The organism is Candidatus Eremiobacteraceae bacterium (assembly GCA_035314825.1).
GTDB lineage: Bacteria > Vulcanimicrobiota > Vulcanimicrobiia > Eremiobacterales > Eremiobacteraceae > JAFAHD01.
On record DATFYX010000067.1, the window covers coordinates 1 to 13,156 of the forward strand.

At 66.3% G+C, this 13,156-nt stretch carries 12 protein-coding genes; 8 read left to right on the forward strand and 4 right to left on the reverse strand.

From position 1 onward, the window contains the following. The 5 genes from VKF82_08920 to gnd all read left to right on the forward strand — a co-directional run. The coding region (locus VKF82_08920) for an amidophosphoribosyltransferase (GenBank protein ID HME82184.1) at positions 1-900 on the forward strand (900 nt) is incomplete at its 5' end. 101 nt (positions 901-1,001) lie between these two features. Continuing rightward, on the forward strand, positions 1,002-1,580 hold the full coding sequence (locus VKF82_08925) for an ion channel (protein ID HME82185.1): 579 nt from the start codon (positions 1,002-1,004) through the stop codon (positions 1,578-1,580). 71 nt (positions 1,581-1,651) lie between these two features. Beyond that, positions 1,652-2,062, forward strand: a complete 411-nt coding sequence (locus VKF82_08930; GenBank protein ID HME82186.1) for an antitoxin Xre-like helix-turn-helix domain-containing protein — start codon at positions 1,652-1,654, stop codon at positions 2,060-2,062. Beyond that, positions 2,063-2,536, forward strand: coding sequence for an RES family NAD+ phosphorylase (locus VKF82_08935; GenBank protein HME82187.1), 474 nt, complete (start codon positions 2,063-2,065; stop codon positions 2,534-2,536). Positions 2,537-2,627: 91 nt separating this feature from the next. Then, positions 2,628-3,647, forward strand: coding sequence for a decarboxylating 6-phosphogluconate dehydrogenase (gene gnd, locus VKF82_08940; protein ID HME82188.1), 1,020 nt, complete (start codon positions 2,628-2,630; stop codon positions 3,645-3,647). Positions 3,648-3,691: 44 nt separating this feature from the next. Here gnd and VKF82_08945 read toward each other — a convergent pair whose 3' ends face one another. Further along, positions 3,692-7,063: a TonB-dependent receptor gene (locus VKF82_08945; protein ID HME82189.1), complete on the reverse strand. Its 3,372-nt coding sequence runs from the start codon at positions 7,061-7,063 to the stop codon at positions 3,692-3,694. 71 nt (positions 7,064-7,134) lie between these two features. After that, a complete protein-coding gene (locus VKF82_08950; GenBank protein HME82190.1) occupies positions 7,135-8,754 on the reverse strand; it encodes a leucyl aminopeptidase in 1,620 nt (539 codons plus the stop codon). 139 nt (positions 8,755-8,893) lie between these two features. Between VKF82_08950 and purM the strand changes: the two genes are divergently transcribed. Genes purM through pyk form a run of 3 tightly spaced genes read left to right on the forward strand, consistent with a single transcriptional unit; the run spans position 8,894 to position 11,979 of the window. Next, the gene (gene purM, locus VKF82_08955; GenBank protein HME82191.1) at positions 8,894-9,901 is read left to right on the forward strand and encodes a phosphoribosylformylglycinamidine cyclo-ligase; all 1,008 of its coding nucleotides are present in this window, start codon (positions 8,894-8,896) and stop codon (positions 9,899-9,901) included. Beyond that, positions 9,898-10,551, forward strand: a complete 654-nt coding sequence (locus VKF82_08960) for a formyltransferase family protein (protein ID HME82192.1) — start codon at positions 9,898-9,900, stop codon at positions 10,549-10,551. Before purM ends, VKF82_08960 begins: the two co-directional genes overlap by 4 nt. Positions 10,552-10,554: 3 nt before the next feature. Further along, positions 10,555-11,979: a pyruvate kinase gene (gene pyk, locus VKF82_08965; GenBank protein ID HME82193.1), complete on the forward strand. Its 1,425-nt coding sequence runs from the start codon at positions 10,555-10,557 to the stop codon at positions 11,977-11,979. 10 nt (positions 11,980-11,989) lie between these two features. Here pyk and VKF82_08970 read toward each other — a convergent pair whose 3' ends face one another. Together VKF82_08970 and tsaD are read right to left on the reverse strand one after the other, a co-directional pair. Further along, positions 11,990-12,139, reverse strand: coding sequence for a hypothetical protein (locus tag VKF82_08970; GenBank protein HME82194.1), 150 nt, complete (start codon positions 12,137-12,139; stop codon positions 11,990-11,992). After that, positions 12,129-13,145, reverse strand: a complete 1,017-nt coding sequence (gene tsaD, locus VKF82_08975; GenBank protein HME82195.1) for a tRNA (adenosine(37)-N6)-threonylcarbamoyltransferase complex transferase subunit TsaD — start codon at positions 13,143-13,145, stop codon at positions 12,129-12,131. Before tsaD ends, VKF82_08970 begins: the two co-directional genes overlap by 11 nt. Positions 13,146-13,156 lie beyond the last annotated feature (11 nt).

Consider the following 13,156-nt stretch of genomic DNA (forward strand, 5'->3'; position numbering starts at 1 on the left):
GCGACCGAAACCCAGTTGTTCGGCTTCCGCGATCCGTGGGGCGTGCGGCCGCTGTGCATCGGGCGCTATGGCAGCGGCTATGCGCTCGCGTCGGAATCGTGCGCGCTTGCCACCATCGGGGCGGAATACATCCGCGAGGTAGAGCCGGGCGAGATCATCATCATCGACAAAGACGGCATGCGCAGCCGAATGGTCGAGAACGACATCAAGCCGGCCAACTGCATCTTCGAGTATATCTATTTCTCGCGCCCCGACAGTCAGGTCGCCGGCCGCGAACTCTACCTCGCGCGCTACCAGATGGGACGCAACATCGCCAAGGAAGCGCCGGTGGAGGCCGACGTCGTCATGGGCGTGCCCGACAGCGCGACGGCAGCGGCGATCGGATATTCCGACGAGTCCGGCATCCCGTATATCGAAGGCTTGATGAAGAACCGCTACATCGGGCGCACGTTCATCAATCCGGATCACCGCATGCGCGTGCAGGGCGTGAAGCTCAAGTTCAATCCGTTGCACGCCAACCTCGCAGGCAAGCGGGTCGTGTTGATCGACGACTCGATCGTGCGGGGTACCACGACCAAGCAATTGGTCGCGCTGCTGCGCAAGGCCGGTGCCAAAGAGGTCCACGTGCGGGTCACCTGTCCGCCGATGCGCCATCCATGTTTCTTGGGCGTGGACACGGCGACGTACGAAGAGCTCATCGCCGCGAATCTGAGCGTGCCGGAGATCCAGAGCACGATCAACGCCGATTCGCTCGCCTATCTAAGCGAGGAAGGGCTCGTCGCCTCCACCGCGCGCGAACGCAAAGAGTTCTGCATGGGCTGCTTCACCGGCCGCTATCCCGAGGGCATCCACGAGGAGCTCGACGGGCGCGTGCGCGAACCGGAAAAGGCCAAAGTCTGAATCCGCTGACCGCGGAACCATCGTCCTCCGAGCAAGACCGGGCGGATACGTCACCGCCCCACTCGTACCGCTACCTTTTTTTTGCCCTGCTTGCGCTCGTCTTGGCCGCACCGCTGGTGGTGCACACCTTTGCCGGCGGTCTGCCTGGACTTACGCTCGAATCCGTCGTGGTCATCGTGGCCGTATGGGCGATGTGGCGAAATCCAACGGTGCGCGCGTTTGCCATAGCGTTTGGCGCGCTCGCCCTAGCTGCCGACATTCTCGACTTGATCAGCCCCGGCCATCCCGAGCTGCGCGCACTACTGGCCTTCAACTCGGCGTTCTTCATCCTGACCCTTGTCCGCGTGTTCCAACGCACCGTCCGCGCCGAGACGGTGACCGAGGACTCGCTCTACGGCGCAGCCTGCGTCTACCTGCTCATCGGTCTGACCTGGTCATACGCGTACTACGCCGCATGGGGCGTGTCCCAGGCCGCCTTTTCGACCGCCGGCGGAGGGGTGCTCAAAGCCTGGCCGGATTTCGTCTATTTCAGCTTCACGACGCTCTCCACGCTCGGATATGGCGACATCATCCCGATCGCTCCGGCGGTGCGCTCGATGGTCATCCTTGAGGTCATCGTCGGCGTGTTCTTCGTGGCGGTGATCATCTCCAAGCTGGTCAGCTTGTATCGGTTCCGTTAGCAGGAGCGGAACCGTGGTCTGACAAATGTCCTTCATATTATGACATTTGTCAGCTGCGTGGACCGGATACCATGAGCACTGCGAGCATCGCGAAGACGCTGGGCTTCCCCACCCGCGCACGCGACCTGATCGACGTCACCCGCGCCGGGCTGCCGGCGAAGATCGCCGATCGGCTAGCGGAGCTGGGCGGTCTGACGCCGGAACAGCTTGCCGCCGCGCTAGGCGTGTCGACGCGCACGCTGGCCCGACAGCGAGCCAGGGCCCGCCTCGGCGCGGTCGAGTCCGACCGCGCGGTCAGGCTCGCGCGCGTGCTTGGCCTCGTGCATGATGTGTTCGAAAACCGCAAGACCGCGATCGGCTGGCTGCACGATCCGATTGTCGCGCTCGGCGGCAAAGCGCCGGTCGAGTTCTTGGACACGGACGCCGGCGTGCGTCGGCTCGAGCAGATCTTGACGCGACTGGATTACGGCGGCATCAGCTAAATGCGTGTCTGGCGGCTGGTCCGGAGACGGCGGCTGCCGGATGCGTTTAGCGGCGAGGGCTCGCGGCTCGCAGGCGGACGGTGGAATAGCCCGGGCGTGCGCGTGGTGTATGTCAGCGCGACGCTGGCGCTTGCACAGCTTGAGTATCTCGTGCACGCCAATGCGCTTTTCGCGCCTCGTCACGTGTGCGCGATCTTCGCGGACATCCCGGATAGCGTGCGCATCGAAGACCTCGACGCGAGCGCGCTGCCTAAGAACTGGCGCCGCTATGAGCCGCCGGTCGAAGCGCTGCAAGCGTTGGGCGACGCGTGGGCGGCAAAGGGCAGATCGGCGGTCCTGCGCGTGCCGTCGGCCGTGGTGCCCCAAGAAAGCAATCTCATCCTCAATCCGGCGCATGCCGACTTCAAGCGCATCAAGATCGGAACGCCCCTGCCGGTCGAATTCGATCCCAGGCTGTTCGCAAGCAAACCTTAAGCAGCTTTCGCACGTACTGAAGGTCATCGGCGGCGAGCGCGGCAAATCTGCCGGACGCCTCGCGGCGCCTCAGAGCGTAGGAGTGAAACATATGCAGCTCGGAATGATCGGTCTCGGCCGCATGGGCGCGAACATGGTGCGCCGCCTGATGCGCCACAAGCACGAGTGCGTCGTCTACGATCGAAACCAAGACGCGGTCAAGGCGCTCGCATCGGAGGGCGCGACCGGGGCTGCGACGCTGGCCGACATGGCGCGCGCTTTGTCGAAACCCCGCGCAGTGTGGCTGATGGTGCCCGCAGGAGTTGTTGACGCCAGCCTGGCGGCGCTGATACCGGTCCTCGAGCGCGGCGATATCGTCATCGACGGCGGCAACTCGTATTACATCGACGACATCCGCCGCGCCGGCGAGGCGCGCGCCAAGGGCATCGAGTACGTCGACGTCGGCACGAGCGGCGGCGTCTGGGGGCTCGAGCGCGGCTATTGCATGATGATCGGCGGCTCCGACCAGACCGTGAGCCGTCTCGATCCGATTTTCAAAGCGCTCGCGCCGGGCGTCGGCGACATCCCCCGCACGCCGGGCCGGCCCAGAGGCCGCGGCACCGCTGAAGAAGGTTACCTCCACTGCGGTCCCAACGGCGCGGGGCACTTCGTGAAGATGGTGCATAACGGCATCGAGTACGGGATCATGGCCTCCTATGCGGAGGGTTTCGGCGTGCTGCAAGCGGCCGACATCGGCAAACAGGCGCAAACCGCTGATGCGGAGACCACGCCGCTGCGCGATCCCCAAGACTATCAATACGACCTCGATCTTGGCGAGATCGCCGAGGTGTGGCGGCGCGGCAGCGTCGTCGCCTCCTGGCTGCTCGATCTCACCGCGCAAGCGCTGGTGAAGGATCCCGAACTCGCCGGGTTCGCAGGCCGTGTGTCGGACTCGGGTGAGGGCCGCTGGACGATCAAGGCCGCGATCGACGAGGCGGTGCCCGCGCCGGTGCTCACCGCCGCGCTGTATCAGCGTTTCGACTCGCGCGGCAACGCAGAGTTCCAGAACAAGCTGCTCTCGGCGATGCGCTTCGAGTTCGGCGGCCACGTCGAAGTGGATGCGAAAAAATGACATGGAGCGGTCGGAATTCGACCGCTCCATAGGTAATCGGCGGGCTAGTTGCGCTGGGGCGGCGGCGTCTGGCCCGGGTTGGGGCGCACTAGATACAGCCCGAGTGACGGGCTGTAGTTGAGCGATGGCGGGCGCGCGAAGTCGAGCTTTTTCGCCTTGATCTGATCGGGCGTGCCGGTCGAGACATGTCCGCAGTTGAGTACCGCCGGAATTCGTGAGATGTCATCCAGCTGCAGCTCCGTCCAATATCCACTTGCGGACTTGTGAAGCGTGACGGTCCAGCCCGGAGGCGGTGCCGCCGGCGGATTGCTCGGATCGAAAGCGGCGAAATACGTCTGCAGCGCGCCGAGCAGCGACGTCGCGGTCGGCTTCAGTTCGTCGGTGCACGACGCGGCAGAAGTGAGAGCAAAGGGCGCCGCAGGCGGCGCGGCCGGAAGCTGGTAGAGCCGGAACTGCTCTTGGCCCGCCTGCTGCGGTTGGCGCACGACGTACAGCCCGGCTTCCGGCGCGTACGCGAGCGGGAAGCGGTTGAACGCGCTGGTCGGCGGGATGTACAGATTGAGCGCCTTGGCGTCGTCGACCGATCCGACGTGCAGCGGCGCGCACGCGATGAAGCTGCGGATGGACCCGGCCTTCGTCTGAGTGAAGGTCAACGCGTACGAGGTTGCGGTCTTGTGATACGCGACGTTGAGGCCGTCGATCGCCGGCGCCGTAGCGGGAGCAGCGTCGGGGTATCCCGTCGCGGACTTCGCGGCATCAACTGCCGCGACGTACGCTTTGATCTGGTCGAGCAGCGGCTTGACGGCCTTGACGTTATCGGACGTGCACTGTTGCCGCGACGTATCGGGATCGAGCGGATTGGCGGGTGGGGTGCTGGGCAGCGCAGCCAGTGCCGCGAGACCTCCACCGGGGCCGCCACCGCCGCCAGGCCCAAAGCCTCCGCCACGCCGCGCGCTGTTGGAGGCGTCGGCTTGCGCGAGCAGCGCAGGCGTGAAATTCGTCTGCGGCGTGTTGCCCAGCTTGACGGTGTACGTGACCGAGAATTGCCGCGGCGAAAGCGGGCGGGCCACGGTCGGCAGGAAGTTGCCGCCAGCCGTCTCGAGCGGCACGGAATTCGCCGCGGACGCGAAGTCGTATCCGTACTTATTGAAGATATTGGTCTCCGCGAAGGTGAGCGATCCACGTACGAGGGTGACGACCACGCCGGCATCGGCGGTGACATACCCGGGCAGATTATTAGAGTTGTTGGCCGAGACGAAGTTCCCGTTGAGCAGCCACTCGACGTTTGAGCGCGGCGCCTTGTAATCGAACGTGAGGCCGCCGCGGTGCAGCGGCACCCCGGGGACCTGTGCGCCCGAAATAGTCAGCGAGTACGGATTATCGATGAGCGGGCTGACCGAATTCGCGACCGTCTGTGTGATGTCGTAATACGGCTCCGCCACCAAGTTCTGACCGATGCGGAAGCCGGCGTTGAAACGTGCGCCTTGATACACGCGCTGCACCCCGGCGATCGGCTGGCTGATGTACAGATTCGCCGGGCCGAAGGGCAACGATGTGCCGCAGCCCGAGCTCGATTGATAGATCGTCTGTGCGAGCGCGAAATAGCCAGGCGGGAAGTAGCCCGGCGGCAACACCGATCCGTTCACCTGGGTGTTCAGCAACACGTCATCTTGCAGCTGTTGATACAGCGTCAGGGCGAACTGTCCGGTCTTCAGGCGCCGCTGATAGGTGAGACTGTACGACGTCGAGCTTGTCGGTCCGGGCAGATCGCCTGGTCCGGCGCCGTAGCCCGCGCCTGCGTTGCAGTCGAAGCGCAGCGCCGCCGGGTCCGTGAGCGGGGTGACGCGCGACAAGCCCGCACCCGCGCCGCCGATGTCGATGCTGCCGACGAACGAATCGACGGCGGTGGGCGTCCAGGTGGCGCTTGCGCCGCCGATGATCGAGTTGGAGGTCTGCGGCGAAAAACTCATGCCCAGCCGCGCGCCGAGGGTCAGCTTCGGACTTGAATTGATCTTGTCGCTGAGCTGGATCGTGCTGTAATCGGAGCTGCTCGACGCGTTCGAGAACGGCGAGGTGGACGAGATGATGCCCATCGTCGTGAGAATGGCGTGCGAGGTCGTGGCCTGGATCGACAGCGTATGCCTCTCGCGCGAAGGCAGCATGGCATTGAGCGTCGCCCCGGTCGAGCGGTTATCCGTGACCGTGCCGAACGGGTCGGGGATGCCGGCGACGTAGCGGTTGAGCAGGTCGCGGTTATACGTCGAGCTGGTGCCGAACAGCGCGAACTGCAACCCGACCTCGCCCACGAGCGCCGTATCGGTGAGCGTGGCGAAGGTGAGATGGTTGTCGCTGTAGTTGTCGGGGCCGTACCCGCACGGCACCGGCCCGGTGAAGCGATTGCAGATCAGACCGGTGTCGCCATAGGTCGAGACGTACGTCGCCGTCAGCGTCTGCGCGCTGCCGAGCGGCGTGCGGATCTTCAAGAGCGTGCCGTCGTTCAACGACGCGCCGTCGTGCGTGTAGTCCAGTCCGCTCGCATCGAGATACGTCTGGCCGTTGAGCGGACTGTAAGTCCCGCGCGATGCCTCGGTGAGCGCGATGCCGATCCGGCCGGCCGTTCCCGACAACGACAAGATGCCCGCCGCGTTGCCGAACGTGCCGACCGATGCGGTCACCTTGCCCTGCCAGCTCAGCGTCGGCTCGATCGAGCGGAAACCGACCGTGCCGCCGAGGGCGCCTGCGCTCGGTCCGAAGTTCGTGCTCGCGCTGCTGAAGAGGTCGGTGTTGATCGAGCGCAGGTCGCCGGACACACCAGGTGCATTGAGCGGCACGCCATCGAGCGTGAGACCCGTCTGCGTCGGATCGTGACCGTCGAGCGAGACCGTCACCTGCGCGTCCGAGTCGCCGTTGGGGTCGCTGGACACCGTCACGCCGGACAGCTTGCCGAGCGCGTCGGTCAGGGTGGACGAGAGCTTGCGCACCGCGCTGTTCTCATCCACCGTGGTCGAGCTTATCACCGCGGTCGAGCGCACGGTGACCGTGCCCAACGACTTGACCGCCGGCTTGGCGAGCGCCACCGCGACGGTGATGTAGTGCCCTTCGAGCACTTCGAATTGCGCCGAGGTGACGGAATCATAGCCCGACTTGGCCACGCGCGCTCGATAGATGCCTGGCGGCACGTCGGTGAACTTCACCGCCCCACCCGGGGACGATAGCTCGCTCGTTATGACCGGCCCGTCCAGCAGCACGCGCGCGAGGCCGAGCGGCGCGTGGGTTGCTGCGTCGGTGATGGTGATGGTGATCGAGCCGGTGTCGTCGGCACTGGCGGCAAGCGGCGCACCGGTCGCGAGAAGCAGACATGCGAACGCTGTCGTGGCGGCAGGGAGCAGCCGGCGAACGGCGTGCATGCGGTCCATAGCGCGATTCTACGCGCGCTTCCTTAGGACAGGTTTAGGACCCACGGTGGCGGGGTGGTATTAACGCGGCTTTAATGAGCGCGCCTGCGCGCGCGGACGCGGCCGCTCGACTTGCCATTCCCCCCGTGGGCCGAGGCGTTGCCGCTCGATCCGTCGGCCAGCCTGCGATATGCGGCTTCATCCGCGCGCCCATGCACGGCGTGTTCTGCCAGCAAGTCGGCGAGCCGAACCAGTGGGCGCAGTCCCACGGCACTGGGGCCCTTCACGAGCGCACCCGAATCGCGATCCGCCCATGACGTGCCGGCGATGTCGAGATGGATCCACGGCGTGTCGCCGACGAACTCTTTGAGGAACATGGCGCCGAAAATGGTGCCGGCCTGGCGCCCGCCGCTGTTCTTCATGTCTGCGATGGGACTCTTGATGAGCTCGGCGTATTCCGGGAACAACGGCAGCTCCCAATAGCGCTCGCCATACGGCAAGGTGGCGCGATGAAACGTATCGACGAACTCCCGATCGTTGCTCATCACGCCGGTCGACGTGTGGCCGAGCGCGATGACGACCGCCCCGGTCAGCGTCGCGATGTCGACCAGATGTGTCGCGCCCATCTTGCGCGCATAGACGAGTCCATCGGCGAGCACGAGACGGCCTTCGGCGTCCGTATTGATCACTTCGATCGTCTTGCCGTTCATGGCGCGCACGACGTCACCGGGTTTGGTCGCCTTGCCCGAGGGCATGTTCTCCGTCGCGACCACGATGCCGACGACGTTGACCTTCGGCTTGAGCCGCGCGATCGCGGCGAGCGCCGCCAGCACGGTCGCGCCGCCCGCCATGTCGCCCTTCATCGCGTCCATATCCAGCGCCGGCTTGAGCGAGATGCCGCCGGTATCAAAGGTGATGCCTTTGCCGACCAGCCCGAGCTTGGTCTTCGAACTCTTGTCGCCCGTGTATTCGAGGGCGATGACCTTCGACGGCTGATCGCTGCCCGCGGCGACCGACAGAAACGATCCCATCCCCAATTTCTTCATCTGAGGCTCGTCGAGGACGGTCACCTTGAGACCGAGCCGTTTGCCGAAGTCCTTCGCGATTTGTGCGAGATGCGTCGGCGTCATGTGGTTGGCCGGCGTGTTGACCATGACGCGCGCTTCGTTGGCGGCTTCGCCAAGAATCGTGCCGCGCGCAACGCCGGCTTTGATCGCGCGTTCGTCCGCGCCACGCGGGACGAGCAGCGTCACCGTGGCCACATCCGTCCGCGGCGCTTCATTTTTCGTGCGATACGGCGCAGGATCAAACGTCGCCATGATCGCGCCTTCGGCGAACAGCTCGCCGACGGAGCTCGGGTCGACGCCCGGCAGTTCGGGCAGGACGAATGCGAGAGACTTCACGCCGCGGCGCTGAGCAGCGCGCACCGCGGTACCCGCGAAGCGTGCCATGGCGGCTGCATTGCGATTGGCCGGCGGGCCCAGTCCGACCGCGAAGACCCGCTTTGCCTTGAGCCTAGGCGTCGGCAGCACGTGCAATTCGTCCTCGCGGCCCCTGATCTCACCGCCGCGGAACATATCTCTGACCACGTGGCCGAGCGGTTTGTCGAGCGCCTTGACGGTGTCGGGCACCTCGCCATCGGAGAAGATGGGTATCGCGACGGCGTCGGCGGCGACGCGTAACGGATTCTCAGCGCGGACGTGGATCTTCATTATAAGAAGCAAAGCCTTTCGGTTGAAAAAGGGTCAGCGAGGTGGCGGCTGCCGGAGCAGGACGCGGTTCGCCGCGGCCCAGGCGCGAACCTGGAAGTGGCGCGTAGGGGGTGGCTCGGTTGCAGCGAAACGCTGACGCGTGTCAGACGCATATGCGAAAGCCGGCGTGAACATCGACGCCGGCAACGAAGCGGTCGCACGTTACAGGGCGGTCCTGCCGAAGCAGCGCGATCCGCGCGTGCTCGAAGGCATCGGCGGGTTCGGCGGCTGCTTCGCGATGACCGGCATGCGCGATCCGGTGCTGGTCGCGTCGACCGACGGCGTGGGGACAAAACTGCTGGTCGCTGCTGAACTGGGCCGCTACGACACGATCGGGCGCGACCTCGTCAACCATTGCGTCAACGACATCTTGTGCCTCAATGCAGGCCCCTTGTTCTTCCTCGACTACCTCGCGGTCGGCAAGCTCGACCCCGCGATGGCGGCCGCGGTCGTCGGCGGCGTCGGCGCGGCGTGCGCGGATAACGGCATGTCGCTGCTGGGCGGCGAGACGGCCGAGATGCCAGGACTGTACCAGCTCGGGCATTTCGACCTGGCGGGGACGATCGTCGGTGCGGTGGAGCGCGCGGAGCTGATCGATGTGACGCGCGTGGCAGCGGGCGATGCTATCGTCGGGTTGCCGTCCAACGGTTTCCACACCAACGGCTACTCGCTCGTACGTACGGTTCTTCCGCCTGCGCGCTGGAGCGAGCCGATCGGCGCAGGCACGATCGCCGACGCCCTGCTGGCCATCCATCCTTCGTATCTGAAGGCGGTGCGCGCGGCGCAGGCGGCCGGTGTTTCGATCCGCGCGATGGCGCATATCACCGGTGGCGGCCTGGTAGACAATCTGCCGCGCGCACTGCCGTCAGGGGTCGCGGCGCGCCTATATCCGTCGCGCTGGCGAGTGCCGCCGATCATGGAGCTCGCCGTGCGCGAAGCCGGGCTCGACCGCGACACGGCTTTTCGCACGTTCAACATGGGCATCGGCTTCTGCGCGATCGTGCCGCAAGAGCAATCGAGTGCCGCGACCGGCGCGATGCCCGGCGCCATCGTCATCGGAGAGGTCGAGCCGCTCGGGCCGTGTGCGCCCAGCGTGATCTTCGCGTGAGCGAATCCGCGCCGCGGTATCCGACCGCGGTCCTCGCCTCGGGCAGCGGCACGAACCTGCAGGCAGTGCTCGATTCGGTGCGCGCCGGCACGCTGCCGCTGGACGTGCGGCTCGTCGTGTCCGATCGTGCGGACGCGTATGCGCTCGAGCGCGCGCGAAGCGCCGGCGTCGCGACATCGGTGATGGCGTTCGCGCCCGCCTCGCAGTCGCGCGCCGAGTACGCCCGAGATCTCGCCGCAGCGGTCAAGCGTAGCGGAGCGCGGCTCGTGCTGCTGCTCGGTTGGATGCACGTGCTCGCTCCTGAATTCTTAGAGGCCGGACTCGACGGCGTCCTCAACCTCCATCCATCCTTCTTGCCGGACGATCCCTCGGCCGATCGCGTGCAGCTGCCCGACGGCAGCGAATCGCCGGTCTTTCGCGGCGCGCGCGCGCTCGCGGATGCGCTCAAGGCCAAAGCTACGGTGACGGGCGCGACGCTGATCGAGATCACGCCTGCAGTGGACCGAGGTCCAGTGCTGGCACGCCGGCCGTTCACGCTGCGTGCCGACGACACGGTTGAATCCGCGTTAGCGCGGCTGCATCCGGTCGAGCAAGAGGTCGTGCGCGAGGGCGTGTTCGAGTGGTTGCGCAGAAACGGTCGACAGGGGTAAGTGGTGGATCGCATACGACGCACCAAGATCGTCGCCACGCTCGGTCCCAGCTGTCGCGCACCGGGTATGGTCGACCGGCTGATCGGCGCGGGCGTCGACGTCTTTCGCGTCAACCTCTCGCACGCGACGCTGGCCGAGCTCGATGAGTGGATCGCGCTGGTCCGCACGTCGGCCGCGGCGCGCGGCCGCACGGTCGGTGTCCTCGCTGACCTGCAGGGCCCGAAGCTGCGCTTAGGGGAGCTTGCCGATCACAAGCCTGTCAGCCTGAAAGACGGCGCGACGGTCGAGATCACGACGCGCGCGATCGAAGGAACAAGCGCGCGCCTCTCGACCCGCTACGCGGCTTTGCCGCGCGACGTCAAGCCAGGCGACCGCATCCTATTGGCCGACGGCGCCGTCGAATTGCGCGTCGAGGCGACGGACGCCGACACCGTCCGCTGCACCGTCATCCACGGCGGCACTATCAAAGAGCACGCCGGCATGAATCTGCCCGGCGTGGCGGTCTCGTCACCCGCGCTCACCGAGAAGGATCGCGTCGATCTCGAGCATGCGGTGCGCGCCGGGGCAGACTTCATCGCGCTCTCGTTCGTCCGCCAGCCCCACGATCTCGTCGAGGCCAAGGCTGCTGTCGCCGCGGCGGGCGGCGACACGCCGGTGCTGGCCAAGATCGAGCGGCCCGAAGCGATCGAACACCTCGACGAGATCATCATCGAGTCGGACGCGGTCATGGTCGCACGCGGCGACTTGGGCGTCGAGATGCTCGCGGAGCGGGTGCCGATGCTGCAGAAGCTGATCATCAAGCGTGCCGGCGCGCTGCTCAAGCCGGTCGTCACCGCGACGCAAATGCTCGAATCGATGGTGCATTCCGCGCGACCGACGCGCGCCGAGGCATCGGACGTTGCCAACGCCATCATCGACGGAACCGATGGCATCATGCTGTCGGAGGAGACGGCCGCCGGAGAGTTCCCGCTCGAGGCGGTGGAGACGATGGTGCGCATCGCGCTCGAGACCGAAGAGTTCTTTCCGCCGCGCGTGCGGCGCAGCCAGCGCGTGGAAAGCGATTCGCACGCGATCTCGCACGCCGCGTGCAGCATCACCGAGAGCATCGACGTGCGCTGCATCGCGGCGTTCACGCGCAGCGGCTTTTCCGCGCGCATCGTCAGCAAGGATCGGCCCAAGGTGCCGATCTACGCGTTCGCGCCCGACGACGTCATCGGCAGACGGCTCGCGCTGGATTGGGGCGTCATCCCCTGCATCGCGACGTTTGGCGGCACCACCGATGAGCTAGTCGCGTCGGTCGAAGGCGACCTGCTGGCCCGCGGTGCGATCTCGCCGGGCGATGCGGTCGTCGTCGTCGGCGGCACGCCGATGGGCGTGCGCGGCAAGACCAACTTCTTGAAGATCGTGCGGCCGGGAGGCTCGGGTTAAGAAACGAGCTTTAGCCGTGCCAGCCGCTGCGCACCAAGAGCACGGCGTAGACGATGAACGCCAGCAGGACGATCAGCACGACGATGCCGCATCCGGCGAGCCATAAGCCGAAATCGCGCGCGAACTCCTTGCGTTCGCCGCGCGGGTATTCACCAGGCAAAGTTCGGGTCCGCGTGCAGCGCAGCCACGGGGACGCGCGCTGCGTCGCCGCGATAGAACGCCGCGGCGGCGATCATCGCCGCGTTGTCGGTGCAATACGCAAGCGGCGGGATCATGACGCGCAAGCCCGCCGATTCGCCCGCGGCACGCAGCCGGGCACGAAGCGCAGAGTTGGCCGACACGCCGCCGGCCAGCGCCACCGTGTCCACTCCAAGATCCGCAGCCGCGCGCAGGGTCTTTGCGCACAGCACGTCGACGACCGCCGCTTGGAAGCTCGCGGCGACGTCGGCGGCGCGCTGCGATGCATGTTCCGGGTGAGCGTCGAGGTGGTAGCGCACCGCCGTCTTGAGACCGGAGAAGCTAAAGTCGTGCGCTGAGTCGGCGAGCAGGCTGCGCGGAAAGTCGAATGCGCCCGGATCGCCGGAGCGCGCGAGCTCGTCAAGCAAGGGTCCCCCGGGGAAACCGAGCCCAAGCATGCGCGCGACTTTGTCGAACGCCTCGCCGGCTGCGTCATCGCGCGTGCGGCCGATGATGCGGTGGCGTGCCGGGGATTCGACGTGGATGAGATCGGTGTGGCCGCCGGACACGATGAGGCACACGAACGGCGCGTCCGGCGGCGCTTGGCCGGGCGCATCCGGATTATCGAGATAGTTCGCGAACAGATGGCCGTGCAGATGGTTGACCGCATACGCCGGCAGATCGCGCGCGAATGCGATCGCCTGCGCCGCCGCCACGCCTACGACGAGGGAACCCGTCAGGCCAGGGCCGCACGTGACGGCGACGCCGTCGAGCTGGCCGAACGACCGGCCCGATTTGGCCATCGCCTGTTCGATGACGGCGCCGATGACCTCGGCATGCCGCCGGCTCGCGATCTCGGGCACGACGCCGCCATACTCGCGATGGAACTCATCCTGCGAGGCGAGCACGTTTGCGTGGACGATGCGGCCGTCTTCGACCACCGCCGCCGCGGTGTCGTCGCATGACGTCTCGATGCCGAGCAGCAACATGACGGTCCATT

Coding starts and splice junctions, on each gene's coding strand:
- VKF82_08930 (HME82186.1), top strand. CDS start 1,652: ATGAGCACTGCGAGCATCGCGAAGACGCTGGGCTTCCCCACCCGCGCA.
- VKF82_08935 (HME82187.1), top strand. CDS start 2,063: ATGCGTGTCTGGCGGCTGGTCCGGAGACGGCGGCTGCCGGATGCGTTT.
- gnd (HME82188.1), top strand. CDS start 2,628: ATGCAGCTCGGAATGATCGGTCTCGGCCGCATGGGCGCGAACATGGTG.
- VKF82_08945 (HME82189.1), bottom strand. CDS start 7,063: ATGGACCGCATGCACGCCGTTCGCCGGCTGCTCCCTGCCGCCACGACA.
- VKF82_08950 (HME82190.1), bottom strand. CDS start 8,754: ATGAAGATCCACGTCCGCGCTGAGAATCCGTTACGCGTCGCCGCCGAC.
- tsaD (HME82195.1), bottom strand. CDS start 13,145: ATGTTGCTGCTCGGCATCGAGACGTCATGCGACGACACCGCGGCGGCG.